Source organism: Blastococcus sp. SYSU D01042 (genome assembly GCF_054050515.1).
This window is the reverse complement of record NZ_JBJGZM010000001.1, coordinates 502,546-516,202: the sequence shown is the minus strand read 5'-3', so window position 1 is coordinate 516,202 and position 13,657 is coordinate 502,546. Positions and strand designations below refer to the sequence as shown.

Sequence of the window (13,657 nt, the reverse complement as noted above, 5' to 3'; positions counted from 1 at the left end):
CTAGCGGGCGGCGTCCACCCCGGGCGCCTGCGAGACGACGTCGCCGACGACCCAGACCGACGGCGGCCGGACGTCGGCGGTCGCCAGGGCGGCGGGCAGCTCCGCGAGCGTCGTCCGCAGGGTGCGCTGCGTCGGCGTGGACCCGTCGCTCACGACGGCGACCGGCGTGGCCGGGTCGCGGCCGTGCTCCACCAGGGCGGCGGCGATCGCGGGCGCGGTCTCCACCCCCATCAGCACGACCACCGTGCCGCGCAGCCGGCCGATCGCTGCCCAGTCCACCAGCGAGTCCGGGTGCCCCGGCGGCAGGTGGCCGGAGACGACCACGAACTCGTGGGTGAGACCGCGGTGGGTCACCGGGATGCCGGCGAGCGCCGGCACGGCGATCGCGCTCGTCACGCCCGGCACGACCTCGACCGGCACGCCGGCGGCCACGCAGGCCTCGACCTCCTCCATGCCGCGGCCGAAGACGAACGGGTCCCCGCCCTTGAGCCGCACGACCCGCTTCCCGGCCAGCGCACGCTGCACCAGCAGCTCGTTGATCTGCTCCTGCGCCATCGACCGGCCGCGCGGCAGCTTGGAGGCGTCGATCACCTCGACGTCCGCGGGCAGCGAGGCCAGCAGCGCCAGCGGCGCCAGGTGGTCGGCGACGACGACGTCGGCCCGGGCCACGGCCTGCCGCCCGCGCACGGTGATCAGCGCGGGGTCGCCCGGCCCGCCACCGACCAGCACGACCAGCCCCGCGCGACCGGCCGACGACGCCCGCGACGTGCGGTCGGCGATGGTGCCGTCGGTCAGCCCCTCGACGACGGCGTCGCGCACCGCGATCGCCCGCTGCGGATCGCCCCCGCCGTGCACGCCGACGACGAGGTCCCCGTGCCGCGCCGTCGCCGGCGTCCAGACGCTGGAGGCGGCGCGGTCGTCGGCCCGCGCGCAGAAGATGCGGGCGGCCTCGGCCTCGGCGGCGACCGCCGCGTTGACGTCCGCGTCGTCGGTGGCGGCCACGGCGTACCAGGCGCCTGCGAGGTCGCCGGGCTCGTACCGCCGCCGCACCCAGGCGACCGACCCCGGGCCCACCAGCGCCTCGAGCGCCGGCGTGACCTCGGGGCTGACCACGGTCACCTGCGCCCGCGCCTCCAGGAGACCCGCCACGCGGCGGTGCGCGACCTGCCCGCCGCCCACCACGACCACCTGCCGGTCCAGGAGCCGCAGGCCGACGGGGTAGACGACGCCGGTCGCCGGGTCGACGGGGGAGGCCATCAGCCCTTCTCGGTGACGCCGGCGGAGTCGAAGGTGGCGACGTCGCGCAGCGCCCGTGCCGCGCTCGCGACCAGCGGGAGGGCGAGCAGCGCGCCGGTGCCCTCGCCGAGCCGCAGGTCCAGCCCCAGCAGCGGGCGCAGGCCGAGCGCCTCCAGCGCGACGGCGTGGCCCGGCTCCACCGAGGTGTGCCCGGCGAGGGCGAACTCCAGCGCGGTGGGGCACAGCGCCGCGGCGACGAGCGCGGCCGACCCGGCGATGGCGCCGTCCAGCAGCACCGGCACCCGGGCGGCCGCGGCGCCCAGCACGAAGCCGGCCAGGCCCGCGTGCTCCAGCCCGCCGAGCTCGGCGAGCACCGCGAGCGCCGCCTCGGGCGTCGTCGGGCGCGCCGGCACGCGGGACACCGCGCGGCTCACGACCTCGACCTTCCGGGCCAGCGTCGGGTCGTCGATGCCGGTGCCTCGCCCGGTCGCGATGGCCGGGGTGGCGCCGGTGAAGGCGCACACCAGAGCGGCCGAGGCGGTGGTGTTGGCGATGCCCATGTCGCCGGTCACCAGGCAGCCGCTGTCGGCGGCCAGCGTCGTCGCCACCTCGATGCCGGCCTCGATGCCGCGGCGCGCCTCGTCGAGGGTCATGGCCGGACCGACGGCGAGGTCGGCGGTGCCCGGCCGCACCTTGCGGTCCAGCAGCGACGGTGCGGCGTCGAGCGGGACGGCGACGCCGACGTCCACCACGACGACCCGCGCACCCAGCCCGGCCGCGAAGGCGTTCACCACCGCGCCGCCGGCCAGGAAGTTGGCCACCATCTGCGCGGTGACCTCCTGCGGCCACGGCGTGACGCCCTGGGCGTGCACCCCGTGGTCGCCGGCGAAGACCGCGACGGTGGCCGGCTCGGGCAGCGGCGCGGGGCAGACCCCGGCGATGCCGGCGAGCTGTGCGGCGACGTCCTCCAGGACGCCGAGCGAGCCCGGGGGCTTGGTCATCCGGTCCAGGCGCTCGCGGGCGGCGCGCTCGGCGGCCGCGTCCCGCGGGCGGACGGCGGCGATCGTGTCGCCGAGCAGGGTGCCGGCGAACGGGCTGGGGTCGGTGCTCAGCGGAACTCCTCGGGCGCGGGGACGGCGTCCAGGATCGCAGACCCGCCGGGAGCCGATCGGCGGCGCGTGCCCGGCCGGCGGTCGGGCGCACCTGCCCCTAGCCGCGCCGCACGCCTACCCTGGCTGGTCGCGGGACGAGCGAGGGAGCGCTGAACTGTCCGAGGACGTTGCAACCGGGGCCGAGCCGGCCGACGACGACGCGGTGCTGCTGTACGTCGGCGGTCCGCTGGACGGCCGCGTGGAGATCCGCAAGGCCTGCCACGGCGACCCCCTGCCGACGGTCACCCACGTGCACCTGCACGGCGGTCCCAAGGTGGTGCACCGCTACGACCTGCAGACGCTGGCCGGTGGCGCGGGGATCTACACGGTCCGCCCGCGCGCCCAGCAGCCCGTGCCGGACGACGCCGTCCCCGAGTAGGGGCGGGCCGGGCCCGGCTCACCAGCCCTGCACGCGCCGGGCCTCGGCGACGACCCGGTCGAAGCGCGCGCGGTCCAGTGCGGCCCCCTCGCGGCGGACGGCTCCCGGCGGCAGCTGGAGCAGCCGGTCCAGGCGCACCTCGCTGGGCCGGCCGCGCACGTCCCACGCGCCGCTGCCCAGGTCGGTCCACACCCGACCGTGGCGGGCCTCGTCGGCGGCGTCGCGGTCGTGGTCCTGGCTGCTCAGCAGCAGGCCGAGGAGGTCCCCGGCCCGCCGCCCGATGACGAGGACCGGGCGGTCCTTGCCGCGGCCGTCGCCCTCGTCGTAGGGCACCCAGGCCCACACGACCTCGCCGGGGTCGGCGGCGCCGTCGTCCCGCGGCCGGTACTCGACGTCCGGTCCGGCGCCGGCCGTCCCGACCGTCGGGCGCGTCCGCCCGCGCCGGGCGCCCACCGGTCGTGCCGGGCGCCGCAGGAGACCGAGGACCGTCCGGGCCGCTGATCGGAGCCCGCGCTGCGCTGCCATGCCCGGCACGCTACGGCGGGCGGGGTGGGTGTGGCGTGTGTGACACGTGGGAAGCAGCCGCTCACGCAGTGGTTAGGGAACTCGATCGGTGGGAACGACCTGCCGCACGGGGTCGGCCGGAACGCGCGTCCGTCGGTGGAGCCTCGGGAGAGAGGGGTTCCCCATGACGTCGGCAGAGCCGGTCCGCCCCGCCGCCCCCCGGGTCGGTGAGATGCAGGCGAGCGTGCTGGCCGCCTTCCAGCTGGTGGAGGACGCGCGCTACCGGAGCAGCGGCCGCACGCGCCGCCGGCAGCGGAACCGGCTGCTCGCCGAGCGCGCCGTCGCCGACCGCAGGCTGGCCCGGGACCTGCCGACTACCTGAGACCGTCAGGCGACGCAGAACTCGTTGCCCTGCGGGTCGGTGAGCACGGCCCACTGCATCGGCCCCTGGGTGTGCCGCGCCTGCTCGCTCGCGCCCCGGGAGACCAGACGGGCGATCTCCGCCTCGCGCCGCTCCGGCCCCACGCGGACGTCCAGGTGCAGCCGGTTCTTGACCGATTTCTCCTCCGGGACCCGCTGGAACAGGACCCGTGGCCGCCCGGGGTCGGGGGAGGTGATGGCCGCGCCGAGCCGCCAGACCAGCGCGCCGCGGTGGCGCACCGTGTCCTCCTCGCTCGCGGCACCCGACTGCACCATCCGGGTGATGAACGCCTCGTCCTGCGGTTCGACCTGCCAGCCCAGCGTCTCGGCCCACCAGTCGGCGAGCGCGTGCGGCGCGGTGGAGTCGACGACGACCTGGATGTCGAATGCCATGCCCGGGACCGTAGGGCAGGGGTCCGACACGCCCAGGTGTCAGAGCTCCTGGCGCAGGTCCGCCCAGATCGTCGCGTCGTCGGGGAGGTCGGCCTCCAGCGCGCAGTGGTCCTTGATGACCCGGCCGAAGGGCGTCAGCGTCCCCGGCGCCACGCGCTGCTCGGGGTCCCACAGCCCGGAGCGCATGACCGACTTCGGGCACTGGAAGAACGCCTTGCGGACCTGCATCACCAGCACCGACAGCGGCGCGCGGCCGAACTCGGTGAGGTCGACGCCGAGCTCCTCGGGCCGGACCAGCGACGTCGTCCCGTAGACGCGCAGCGTCTGGTCGACCCCCGGCACGAAGAACATCAGCGCCGCCCGCGGGTTCACCGCGAGGTTGCGCAGGCTGTCCACCCGGTTGTTGCCGGGGCGGTCGGGCAGCGCCAGCCGGTGCTCGTCGAGCACGTGCACGAAGCCGCGGTCGCCGCCGCGGGGGGAGATCTCCGGCCAGCCCTCCGGGTCGGCGGTGGCCAGGGTGGCGAAGGGAGAGTGCGCGATGAACTCGCGGCAGTGCGGGTCGAGGTGGTCGATCACCTTGTCCAGGACCAGCCCGCCCGGGGTGCGGTACCCGGCGACGACCGCCCGGTCGGGGTCGGCGGGCGTCACGTCCGGAGCGGCGGCGAGGTCATCCACGCGACGACCGTAACCGGCGGCGCCGATACCGTGCCGCCTCGTGTCCCACGTGTGGAGTGCTCCCGTCCGCTTCGTCGAGTGCGACATGCAGGGCATCGTCTTCAACGCCCACTACCTGGTGTGGGCCGACGAGGCGCTGACGCCGTGGTGGGTGGCGCAGGGCGTCGACTGGAGCGCCTACGCCGGCCACGGGTACGTCGTCGTCGCGAGCACGCTGGAGTGGCGCTCGTCGGCGCGGCACGGCGAGACCGTCGACGTCGCGGCGGAGCTGGAGGAGCTGGGCCGCACGAGCCTGGCGGTGCGCTTCGAGATCCGCGTCGGCGACCGGCTGTGCTGCACCGTGCGGACGACCTACGTCTGCCTCAGCGGCGGCACGCCGGTGGAGTGGCCGGAGGACCTGCGCGCGCGCCTGGCCGCCTGAGGCGGGCTCAGGACGCCGCGCCCCACCCGGCCTTCTCCTGGCCGGAGAGGGCGGCGATCTCCTCCATGATCCGGTCGGTCACCTCGCGGCGGGCGCGGCCCTTGCCGGCCATCCCGCGGTGCTCCGGGAAGGTCAGCGGCTCCCCGAAGGTGACCTGCACGCGGTGCGGCCGCGGCCAGCGGGCGTCGACGGGCTGGACGCGGTCGGTGCCGGCGACGGCGACCGGGACGACGGGGCAGTCCGCGGTGAGCGCGAGCCACGCGACCCCGGTCTTCCCGCGGGCCAGCCGGCCGTCCCGCGACCGCGTGCCCTCCGGGTAGAGGCCGAAGGCGTCGCCGCGCTGCAGCACGCCGAGGGCGGTGTCGAGGGCGGCCTGTGCCGCGCGGTGGGTCTCCCGCTCGACGGGGTGCGCGCCCAGGGCGGTGAAGAGCACCCGGGTGAACCAGCCGGAGATCCCGCTGCCGGTGAAGTACTCGGCCTTCGCCAGCAGGGCGACCCGGCGCGGGGCCACGGTCGGGATGAGGATGCTGTCGATGAAGGACAGGTGGTTGCTGGCCAGGATGACCGGGCCGGTCAGCGGCACGTGCTCCCGGCCGGTCACCCGCGGGCGCAGCAGCACCCACAGCAGCGGGCGGATGACGAGGCGGGCGACGACGTAGACCACCGGGTGCTCCCTCCTCGGCCCGCCCCGCCCGCGGCGGGACCGACGGCGACGTGCGGCGTCCGCATCCTCCCCGACGCCGCCGTCGCCCCCGCGCAGGCTCCCCGCCCCGGGCGGTCAGCCGTGCGGCGCCGGAGGAGGGCAGGCGTCGCGCACGATGGCGCGGATGTCGGGCGGGAGGGGCGTCGCCCCGGAGGCGGAGGCGGTGATCGCCAGCGCGACGTCGCGCACCTTGCGGTGGGTGTGCCCCGAGATGTGGGTGAGCAGGGCGAACGCGACGGGGTCGGTGCAGCCGGTGAGCAGCATGAGGATGCCCTTGGCCTGCTCGATGCAGGCCCGGCTGGCCATGGCCGCCCGCAGCTGGGCCACCTCGACCTCCAGGGCGGCGGCGCGGTCGGCGTCGGCGGTGGATCCGGGGTCGGGGCCGCCCGGCGGCACCGCCGTGGAGACGGGTGGACGGGGCGGCCGCGCGCGGTGGCGGGGCAGGACGGGTGTCGGTGTGGACATGGCTGCTCGCTCCTGGGCGAGAGCGTGCCGGGGGCCCCGGCAGGACCGCGTGGCCGCTGCTTGGACCACCCGGATCCACCGGCCCGCGCAGGGCCGGTCGCGCCGATGCCGAGGACGGTACGTCCGCGCGGTGAACTCCGCAGCACGGACGGCGCGGCGTTCTCCCTAGGATCGGGCGTCATGCGTCTGCCCGGCCGTTACGACGGCGTCGCCCGGCCCATCGTCACCTACGGCTCGAACCCCGTGCTGCACCGCGCGTGCGCCCCGGTGACGGTGTTCGACCGCGACCTGCGGCACCTGGTCCTGGACATGTTCGCCTCGATGGAGGCGGCCGACGGCGTCGGGCTGGCGGCCAACCAGATCGGCGTCGACGCGCGCATCTTCGTCATCGACTGCCCGGACGCGGCGGGTGAGGACGTGGTCGGGTACGTGGTCAACCCGGAGCTGACGATCCTCGACCCGGAGGAGGGGGAGCCCGCCGAGGAGGTCACCGAGGAGGGCTGCCTGTCGGTGCCGGGCCCCTACGCCGAGCTGCCGCGTGCCTTCCGAGCCCGGGTCGACGGCGTCGACGTGCACGGCGACCCGGTGCGCATCGAGGCGACCGGGATGGCCGCCCGCTGCCTGCAGCACGAGGTGGACCACCTCGACGGCACCGTCTACGTCGACCGCCTGCCGCAGGAGCAGCGCGAGCGGCTGCTCGCCGAGGCGGCCGGTCCGGGCGGTGACCTCCCCGCCTGAGCCGGTCCTCGGGAAAAGCGGGTGAGCGGCCGGCCTCCGTCGCGCAGGATGGGCCGGCCGTCCACCAGCGAGGAGACCGATCGTGCACGCCCTCACCGAGCCGCAGGTCCGCCGCTCGTTCGTCAACTGCTCCCAGGGGGAGGCCAGGGCGCTGGCGCTGCCGAAGGACTTCGCCACGCTGGAGTGGCACCGGCTCGAGCTGCTCGGCTGGCGGGACCCCAAGGCGCCGCTGCGGGGTTACCTCGTCGTCGAGGACGCCGACGGCGGGGGCGCACCGGTGGGCATCGCGCTCCGCGCAGCGGAGTCGCGCATGTCGGCCCGCACGACGGCGATGTGCCTGCTCTGCCAGACCGCGCAGGCCGGCGACGCCGTCTCGTTGTTCACGGCCCGGCGCACCGGGGCCGCGGGCCGCAACGGGAACACCGTCGGCACCTACGTGTGCGCCGACCTCGGCTGCGCGCAGCGGGTCAGGACGGAGATCCCGCCGTGGTTGCTCGACCGCGATCCGGCCGAGGTGGTCGTCGAGCGGGCCGCCGAGCTCCGCCGGCGCGCGCTGGGCTTCCTCGGCTCGGTGCGGGGCTGATGTGTGAGCGAGGTCGGTTGCGGGGCATCTGACCGTGCATGACCGATCCCACGCCCCTCCGCGCACTGGCGCTCGTCTGCAGCCTCAAGGCGTCTCCCGCACCGTCCAGCAGCGACCTGATGGCGCGCCAGATCCTCGAGGAGCTGGGCAGGCACGGGGTGACCGGTGATGTCGTGCGCGTCGTGGACCACGACGTGAAGCCCGGCGTCGAGATCGACATGGGCGAGGGCGACGCCTGGCCGGCCATCCGCGAGCAGCTGATGGCCGCCGACATCCTCATCGTGTCGACGCCGACCTGGGTCGGTCACATGAGCAGCGTGGCGCAGCGTGTCCTCGAGCGGCTGGACGGCGAGCTGTCCGAGACCGACGACTCCGGGCGCCCGCTGGTCGCGGGCAAGGTCGCGGTCGCCGCCGTCGTCGGCAACGAGGACGGTGCGCACAAGATCATCGCCGACCTCTTCCAGGGGCTGGACGACATCGGCTTCACGATCCCCTCGCAGGGCGGCACCTACTGGAACGACCAGGCCATGGGCGGCACCGACTACAAGGACCTCGACGAGACGCCGGAGGCGGTCGCCTCGACCACCGCCACCCTCGCCGAGAACGCCGCGCACCTGGCCCGCGCGCTGAAGGCGAACCCGTACCCGGGGCGCTGAGCCGGAGCAGGCGTGGCCCGCGCCGCGGCGGGTAGGGGCCGCCCATGGCGCTTCCCCGCATCCTCGTGCTCGTGCTGGCCGGTGGCGCGGGTGGCCGCCTGGAGCTGCTGACCGACCGGCGGGCCAAGCCGGCCGTCCCCTTCGCCGGGGTCTACCGGTTGATCGACTTCCCGCTCAGCAACTGCCTGCACTCCGGCATCGCGGACGTCTGGGTGAACATCCAGTTCCACCCGACGTCGATCTCGGACCACCTGGCCAACGGCCGCCCGTGGGACCTCGACCGCACCACCGGCGGGCTGCTGACGCTGCCGCCCTTCCAGGGCACCGACCGCGGGGGCTGGCACACCGGCACCGCCGACTCGCTGTGGCGCCAGGCCGAGCTGATCCGCGCGTTCGCCCCTGACGCGCTCGTCGTCGCCAGCTCCGACGCCGTCTACAAGCTGGACTACCGGGAGGTCGCCGACGCCCACCTCGGCTCGGGGGCCGAGGTGACGATGGTGACCACCGAGGTGACCGCCGACGACGCCCCGCGCTACGGCATCGTCGAGGTCGACGGCGGTCGGGTGACCGGGTACGCCTACAAGCCCGACAAGCCGGCGACGACGACGGCGACCAACGAGGTCTTCGTCTTCTCGCCCACCGAGACGCTCGACCGGCTCGAGGCCCTCGCCCGGGACGCGGGGGAGGAGGGGCTCGAGGACCTCGGCACGCAGCTCCTCCCCGCGCAGACCGCCGACGGGCTGGCCCGCGCCTTCCCGCTGGACGGCTACTGGCGCGACGTCGGCACCGTCCCGGCCTACTGGGAGGCGCACCGCGAGTTCATCCAGGAGGAGCCGCCGCTGGACCTCGACGACCCATCCTGGGCGATCCGCACCCGGGGCGGGAGGCACAGCGCCGCGCGGCTCCTGCGCGGCGCCGTGGTGGAGGACAGCCTGGTCTCCGGCGGCACCCGGGTGGCCGGGGAGGTGCGCGGGTCGGTGCTGTCCCCCGGCGTGGTCGTCGAGCGCGGGGCGACGGTCGTGGACTCCGTCCTGCTGCCCGGCGTCCGGGTGCGGGCGGGGGCGACGGTGACCCGGTCGGTGCTCGACGACGGGGTCGAGATCGGCGAGCGGGCCACCGTCGGGGGGGAGGGCGAGATCGCGCTGGTCGGGCACCGCTCGGTCGTGGAGGCGGGTGCCCGGCTCCCGGCCGGTGCCCGCTTCCCCGAGCCCGAGGACGGCTGAGCCGGCGGCTCAGTCGAAGCTCATCCACACCCGGCGCCGCTCGCCACGCGTGTGCACCCGGGCCATGGCCTCCACGCGGCGTCGCTGGTCGTCGGTCGCGACGTGGTTGACCACGGCGATCTCGGCCTCGCGCATGGCTCGCTCGGCGGCGAACTCGGCCGGCGTCGAGGGGACCGATTCCGGTCCGCCGTCGTCGTCGGTCCGGGGCCGGGCGTAGGGGCTGTCGGGCGGGAGGTTGCCGCTGACCCGGCCGTAGGCGCCCAGGAGCAGCAGCACCAGACCGGTCACCTCGGAGAACACCACGTTCTCGATCTCGAAGGCGAGCAGGTTGGCGTCGGTCCGCAGCACCGCCAGGCTGGCCAGGCCGGCGACGAGGAACAGCACCCCGACGACCATCATCAGCGTCGAGGCCGTCCGCGGGCTGCGCAGCGCGGCGAGCACGAGGACGGCGGCGGTGACCACCGAGACCGTCGAGAGCAGACCGTTGGACGACATGCCCAGGATCGGTTCGCCGTCGGTGGAGAAGAAGTCCAGGCCACCGGCGAAGCCGAGCAGGCCGAAGACCAGGATCACCGCGGCGACGGCGAGCGCGCCGACGCGCTGGACGGCGAAGACGCGCGGGTCGTAGCTGCGGCCGTGCTCGTCGATGGCCCGCGCCGGCCGGCCGCCGCCGGTCGTTCCACGGGAGGGGAGGGGGCGAAGCTGCATGGCGGGCTCCTCGGTCGGGAGGCGGATGCACCCTCTTCGCCCGGTCATGGCGGCGCGGATGCGCGGGCGGCGGTCCGGCCCGTCGCGGGGAAGAGGGCGCGGGGGCCCCGCGTTGGTCGGACCGTGAGCCAGCCGTTCGAGATCGACCTGCACTCCGAGTTCCTGCGCGCGGACCTGCACCTGGCGATGGGCCGCCCCGACGAGGCTGCCCGCATCCTCGAGCCGGTCGTCGCGGCCGAGCCCGAGAACGAGGCCGCGCTGGAGGCGCTCGCGCGGGCCTACTTCGGCTCCGCCCAGCTCGCCCGCGCGGAGGGCGCGCTGACCCGCCTGGTCGCGCTGGCGCCGGCGAACGGCTGGGCCCGCCGGGCCCTGGCCCGCACGCTGGAGCGGCAGAGCCGGCACGACGAGGCGGCTCCGCACCACCGGATGGCCGACGCACTGGGTGCCCGCTGAGCCGACCGGTGGTTGGTCCACGCCCCTCGACAGCGCGTGACGCCACGCCGTCGGCCGCCCCCGAGGACGGGTCGGACCGCGGTCGACGGGGCACCCAGCAGCCATGAGCATCCTCGGACGACTGATGGGAACTGCTGAAGGCGCCGCACGCGGCGCGGCCCGGAGCGGACGCGTCGCTCGACCGGCGCGCGGGACGGGCCGGCCGTCGACGCGGTCGGCCGTGGGTGGCCGCCGGATGGGCCGTGGCCGGGCGGCCGCGCCCGCCACCACCGGCGGCCTCGGGTCGCTGGTGGGCGGGCTGCTGCGCCGCCGCTGACCTCGCCCGACCGGGTCGGCCCGGCTACCAGGTGGCGGCGGCGACCAGCAGGGTCGCCGCCGTCGCCACCTCCGCCATGGCGCCCATGACGTCGCCGGTGGTGCCGCCGATCCGCCGAGTGGCCCGGCGGTGCAGGAGCTCCGCCGCGAGCGCGCCGGCGACGAGGGCGGCACCCAGCACCCCGGCGTGACGCGGGTCCACCACGGCGGCCGCCGCACCGGCCGCGAGCAGGAGCACGAGCACCGCGGAACCGGCGAGCCACCCGGCGGAGACGGTTCCCGCCACGGTGCGCCCCAACGAGGAGCCTTCGGCGACCGCCACGTTCGGCAGCCCGGAGCGGGCCATGACCAGCCGCGCGCCGGCGACCGCGGCCCAGAGCGCGAGCCAGCCGCCGTCACGCGGGAGGAGTGCCGCCAGGCAGGCCACCTGCAGCAGCAGGGTGAGCACCAGCGTGACCACGCCGAACGGCCCGACGTCGCTCTGGTGCATGACCTGGAGCGCCCGCTCGCGGCCGCGCAGCGGGCCGAGGCCGTCGGCGGTGTCGGCCAGCCCGTCCAGGTGCAGCCCGCGGGTGAGCAGGGCGAGCGCGGCGACGGCCAGCACCGCACCGGTGAGCGGCGAGACCAGGTGGGTGCCGGTTCCGCCGACGGCGACCGCGATCCCGCCGAGCAGCACGCCCACCAGCGGCGCCCACGGCAGCACCCCGCGCGTGGAGGTCGCCGCCCGTGCCGGGACCGGCAGGGCGGTGAGCAGGGCGACCGACTCCCAGGGGCCGGTGAGCCTCATCGTGTGGAGCGGTGCGCCGGCGTCGCCGGGTCCCCGGCGCGAGCGCGGTGGGTCACGGGTGGAACTCCAGCCGCGTGACGCTGCCGTTGTGCGGCGTGACCGCCGGCATCGCGTCGGCGCCCAGGCCGGCCACGACCGCCTGGATCGCCCGGATGGTGTCCCCGTGGGTGACCAGCGCGATCACCTCGGCAGGTGGCTCGGCGCAGAGGTGCTTGAGGTAGGCCTCGACCCGGCCGTGCAGCTCGGCGAGGCTCTCCCCGCCCTCGGCCGACCACTGCGCGTCGCTCCAGTCCACGACGTCCCACAGCTCGCGCGAGGGGCGGCCCTCGAGCACGCCGTAGCCCTGCTCGCGCAGCGCCGGCGTCGTCTCCACCGGGAGACCGGTCGTGCGGGCGCACGCCTCGGCGGTCTGCACCGCGCGCAGCAGGTCGCTGCTGATGAGCGCGCCGGGGGAGAGGGCGGCCAGCTCAGCGGCGGCCTCCTCGGCCTGGCTGCGCCCGAGCGCGGTCAGCGGCACGTGCGGGGTCTGCCCCTGCAGCAGTCCTGCGGCGTTCCACTCGCTCTGCCCGTGACGGACGAGCAGCAGGGTCAGCGGGGAGGCCATGGTGGGTGGCAGCGTAGCCAGGTGGCCGCCGGCCGGCGGAGCGTGCCTCGTACCGTCGTCGGGGCGGCCCGTCCCAGGCGGATCCGCGCACCAGCACCGCAGCGTGAGCGAGGAGTCAACGTGAGCATCCCGGTCCGTCCCGGAGCCGCCGGTCCCGCAGCCCGGCCGGGCGCACCCGATCCGCTGGCACCGCTGCTCGAGCTGCCCGGGGTGCGCGCCGCCGCCGACGCCGCCCGCACCGGCATCGACCGGCTGCTGGGCCACCGCGTGCTGCGGCGCGAGTCGGCCGGGGTGAGCATCGAGTCCGCGCTGCGGGGCGCCCGCGCCTCGGCCGCGCTCGAGGGTGTGGACGTGCCGCTGGCCGACCTGCGGGCCGGTGCCGTCGACGACCCGGTCGTGCAGGGAGCGCTCCGGCTGTCCGCGGGTCTGGGCAGCATGGTGGAGACCTGGCCCCGGGCGCCGGGCCAGGTGCTGGCCCGCATGCACGTGCTGGCCGCGAGCGACCGGGTCGACCGTGCCGACCTCGGCCGTCCCGCCCCGCACGCCGGCCCGCGGCTCACCGGGCTGTTCTCGCTGATCACCGGTCAGACGGCCGCGCCGGCGGTGCTGGTGGCCGCGCTGGTGCACGGCGAGATCGCCGCGATGGCGCCCTTCGGGGTGGCCGACGGCCTGGTGGCCCGGGCAGCCGGTCGGCTGACCGGCATCACCCGGGGGCTGGACCCGAAGGCGGTCTCGGCCCCGGAGGTCGGCTTCGCCGAGTTCGGCGCCGCCGCCTACGCCGAGGCGCTGGCCGGCTACGCCTCCGGCGAGCCCGCGGGCGTCGCGCGCTGGCTGGTGCACTGCTGCCAGGCCACCGAGCACGGCGCCCTCGAGGGCCTGGCCATCTGCGAGAGCCTGCTCCGCGGCTGAGCGCGGCGGCCGGTGGACCGGCCGGCGGATCAGCGGGGCGCGACCAGCAGCCCCGTCACCGCGACGACGGTCACCGCGACCGCACCGGCGGCCGCAGCCGGGAGCCAGGAACCGGTGCTGGCGGCGTACGCGAAGGCCCCCAGCACCGACAACCAGGGTCCCGACAGCGACAGGAACAGCCCGAACCGCGCGGCCGGCCGGCGGCGCCGGCGACGCGGGGCCGTGCGCACGGACTGCCCGACGAACGAGGCGGCCACGCACACGGACAGGGCCGCGAGCCAGGCGAGGACCGCGGTGAGCACGTCCGCAGGATGGCCGAACCGGTTCCGCCACG

The 13,657-nt window shown here is 76.4% G+C and carries 20 protein-coding genes; 9 read left to right on the top strand and 11 right to left on the bottom strand.

The window, feature by feature from the left end:
- Together cobA and cobT are read right to left on the bottom strand one after the other, a co-directional pair.
- Positions 1-1,257: a uroporphyrinogen-III C-methyltransferase gene (cobA, locus tag ACI79H_RS02640; RefSeq protein WP_456552815.1), complete on the bottom strand. Its 1,257-nt coding sequence runs from the start codon at positions 1,255-1,257 to the stop codon at positions 1-3.
- Complete coding sequence (gene cobT, locus ACI79H_RS02635; protein WP_456553104.1) at positions 1,257-2,300, bottom strand: nicotinate-nucleotide--dimethylbenzimidazole phosphoribosyltransferase; 1,044 nt, start codon at positions 2,298-2,300, stop codon at positions 1,257-1,259. The genes cobA and cobT overlap by 1 nt, the downstream gene beginning before the upstream one ends.
- Before the next feature lie 250 nt (positions 2,301-2,550).
- Between cobT and ACI79H_RS02630 the strand changes: the two genes are divergently transcribed.
- Entirely contained in the window at positions 2,551-2,766 is a 216-nt protein-coding gene (locus ACI79H_RS02630) for a hypothetical protein (RefSeq protein ID WP_456552814.1), read from the top strand.
- Between the two features lie 18 nt (positions 2,767-2,784).
- On the opposite strand, the gene ACI79H_RS02625 is transcribed toward ACI79H_RS02630, so the two are convergent.
- Entirely contained in the window at positions 2,785-3,291 is a 507-nt protein-coding gene (locus tag ACI79H_RS02625) for a type II toxin-antitoxin system PemK/MazF family toxin (RefSeq protein WP_456552813.1), read from the bottom strand.
- 163 nt (positions 3,292-3,454) lie between these two features.
- Between ACI79H_RS02625 and ACI79H_RS02620 the strand changes: the two genes are divergently transcribed.
- On the top strand, positions 3,455-3,652 hold the full coding sequence (locus tag ACI79H_RS02620; protein ID WP_456552812.1) for a hypothetical protein: 198 nt from the start codon (positions 3,455-3,457) through the stop codon (positions 3,650-3,652).
- A gap of 5 nt (positions 3,653-3,657) precedes the next feature.
- On the opposite strand, the gene ACI79H_RS02615 is transcribed toward ACI79H_RS02620, so the two are convergent.
- Together ACI79H_RS02615 and ACI79H_RS02610 are read right to left on the bottom strand one after the other, a co-directional pair.
- Complete coding sequence (locus ACI79H_RS02615) at positions 3,658-4,083, bottom strand: VOC family protein (RefSeq protein ID WP_456552811.1); 426 nt, start codon at positions 4,081-4,083, stop codon at positions 3,658-3,660.
- A gap of 39 nt (positions 4,084-4,122) precedes the next feature.
- Positions 4,123-4,758, bottom strand: coding sequence for an MSMEG_1061 family FMN-dependent PPOX-type flavoprotein (locus tag ACI79H_RS02610; protein ID WP_456552810.1), 636 nt, complete (start codon positions 4,756-4,758; stop codon positions 4,123-4,125).
- A gap of 40 nt (positions 4,759-4,798) precedes the next feature.
- Between ACI79H_RS02610 and ACI79H_RS02605 the strand changes: the two genes are divergently transcribed.
- Positions 4,799-5,179, top strand: coding sequence for an acyl-CoA thioesterase (locus ACI79H_RS02605; RefSeq protein WP_456552809.1), 381 nt, complete (start codon positions 4,799-4,801; stop codon positions 5,177-5,179).
- Between the two features lie 7 nt (positions 5,180-5,186).
- On the opposite strand, the gene ACI79H_RS02600 is transcribed toward ACI79H_RS02605, so the two are convergent.
- Together ACI79H_RS02600 and ACI79H_RS02595 are read right to left on the bottom strand one after the other, a co-directional pair.
- Positions 5,187-5,843, bottom strand: a complete 657-nt coding sequence (locus ACI79H_RS02600) for a lysophospholipid acyltransferase family protein (protein WP_456552808.1) — start codon at positions 5,841-5,843, stop codon at positions 5,187-5,189.
- Between the two features lie 114 nt (positions 5,844-5,957).
- A complete protein-coding gene (locus tag ACI79H_RS02595) occupies positions 5,958-6,347 on the bottom strand; it encodes an ANTAR domain-containing protein (RefSeq protein ID WP_456552807.1) in 390 nt (129 codons plus the stop codon).
- A gap of 180 nt (positions 6,348-6,527) precedes the next feature.
- Between ACI79H_RS02595 and def the strand changes: the two genes are divergently transcribed.
- The 4 genes from def (at position 6,528) to ACI79H_RS02575 (ending at position 9,547) form a co-directional block, all read left to right on the top strand.
- A complete protein-coding gene (gene def, locus ACI79H_RS02590) occupies positions 6,528-7,085 on the top strand; it encodes a peptide deformylase (RefSeq protein WP_456552806.1) in 558 nt (185 codons plus the stop codon).
- An 82-nt stretch (positions 7,086-7,167) separates the two neighbouring features.
- Positions 7,168-7,668: an FBP domain-containing protein gene (locus ACI79H_RS02585; protein WP_456552805.1), complete on the top strand. Its 501-nt coding sequence runs from the start codon at positions 7,168-7,170 to the stop codon at positions 7,666-7,668.
- 38 nt (positions 7,669-7,706) lie between these two features.
- Complete coding sequence (locus ACI79H_RS02580; RefSeq protein ID WP_456552804.1) at positions 7,707-8,324, top strand: flavodoxin family protein; 618 nt, start codon at positions 7,707-7,709, stop codon at positions 8,322-8,324.
- Positions 8,325-8,368: 44 nt separating this feature from the next.
- Positions 8,369-9,547: a glucose-1-phosphate adenylyltransferase family protein gene (locus ACI79H_RS02575; RefSeq protein WP_456552803.1), complete on the top strand. Its 1,179-nt coding sequence runs from the start codon at positions 8,369-8,371 to the stop codon at positions 9,545-9,547.
- Between the two features lie 9 nt (positions 9,548-9,556).
- Here the strand turns inward: ACI79H_RS02575 and ACI79H_RS02570 are convergent, their stop codons facing one another.
- On the bottom strand, positions 9,557-10,255 hold the full coding sequence (locus ACI79H_RS02570; protein WP_456552802.1) for a DUF4383 domain-containing protein: 699 nt from the start codon (positions 10,253-10,255) through the stop codon (positions 9,557-9,559).
- Between the two features lie 123 nt (positions 10,256-10,378).
- On the opposite strand from ACI79H_RS02570, the gene ACI79H_RS02565 reads away from it, so the two are divergent.
- Positions 10,379-10,708, top strand: coding sequence for a tetratricopeptide repeat protein (locus ACI79H_RS02565; RefSeq protein WP_456552801.1), 330 nt, complete (start codon positions 10,379-10,381; stop codon positions 10,706-10,708).
- 340 nt (positions 10,709-11,048) lie between these two features.
- Here ACI79H_RS02565 and ACI79H_RS02560 read toward each other — a convergent pair whose 3' ends face one another.
- Complete coding sequence (locus tag ACI79H_RS02560; protein WP_456552800.1) at positions 11,049-11,810, bottom strand: adenosylcobinamide-GDP ribazoletransferase; 762 nt, start codon at positions 11,808-11,810, stop codon at positions 11,049-11,051.
- A gap of 52 nt (positions 11,811-11,862) precedes the next feature.
- On the bottom strand, positions 11,863-12,414 hold the full coding sequence (locus ACI79H_RS02555; protein ID WP_456552799.1) for a histidine phosphatase family protein: 552 nt from the start codon (positions 12,412-12,414) through the stop codon (positions 11,863-11,865).
- Between the two features lie 120 nt (positions 12,415-12,534).
- Here ACI79H_RS02555 and ACI79H_RS02550 point away from each other — a divergent pair, with 120 nt between their 5' ends.
- Positions 12,535-13,323 (top strand): oxidoreductase, encoded by a 789-nt coding sequence (locus ACI79H_RS02550; protein ID WP_456552798.1) that lies wholly within the window; start codon positions 12,535-12,537, stop codon positions 13,321-13,323.
- A 29-nt stretch (positions 13,324-13,352) separates the two neighbouring features.
- Here the strand turns inward: ACI79H_RS02550 and ACI79H_RS02545 are convergent, their stop codons facing one another.
- On the bottom strand, positions 13,353-13,625 hold the full coding sequence (locus ACI79H_RS02545; RefSeq protein ID WP_456552797.1) for a hypothetical protein: 273 nt from the start codon (positions 13,623-13,625) through the stop codon (positions 13,353-13,355).
- Positions 13,626-13,657: the final 32 nt, after the last annotated feature.

Coding starts and splice junctions, on each gene's coding strand:
- cobA (WP_456552815.1), bottom strand. CDS start 1,257: ATGGCCTCCCCCGTCGACCCGGCGACCGGCGTCGTCTACCCCGTCGGC.
- ACI79H_RS02560 (WP_456552800.1), bottom strand. CDS start 11,810: ATGAGGCTCACCGGCCCCTGGGAGTCGGTCGCCCTGCTCACCGCCCTG.
- ACI79H_RS02620 (WP_456552812.1), top strand. CDS start 3,455: ATGACGTCGGCAGAGCCGGTCCGCCCCGCCGCCCCCCGGGTCGGTGAG.
- ACI79H_RS02555 (WP_456552799.1), bottom strand. CDS start 12,414: ATGGCCTCCCCGCTGACCCTGCTGCTCGTCCGTCACGGGCAGAGCGAG.
- ACI79H_RS02570 (WP_456552802.1), bottom strand. CDS start 10,255: ATGCAGCTTCGCCCCCTCCCCTCCCGTGGAACGACCGGCGGCGGCCGG.
- ACI79H_RS02625 (WP_456552813.1), bottom strand. CDS start 3,291: ATGGCAGCGCAGCGCGGGCTCCGATCAGCGGCCCGGACGGTCCTCGGT.
- ACI79H_RS02595 (WP_456552807.1), bottom strand. CDS start 6,347: ATGTCCACACCGACACCCGTCCTGCCCCGCCACCGCGCGCGGCCGCCC.
- ACI79H_RS02575 (WP_456552803.1), top strand. CDS start 8,369: ATGGCGCTTCCCCGCATCCTCGTGCTCGTGCTGGCCGGTGGCGCGGGT.
- ACI79H_RS02580 (WP_456552804.1), top strand. CDS start 7,707: ATGACCGATCCCACGCCCCTCCGCGCACTGGCGCTCGTCTGCAGCCTC.
- def (WP_456552806.1), top strand. CDS start 6,528: ATGCGTCTGCCCGGCCGTTACGACGGCGTCGCCCGGCCCATCGTCACC.
- ACI79H_RS02615 (WP_456552811.1), bottom strand. CDS start 4,083: ATGGCATTCGACATCCAGGTCGTCGTCGACTCCACCGCGCCGCACGCG.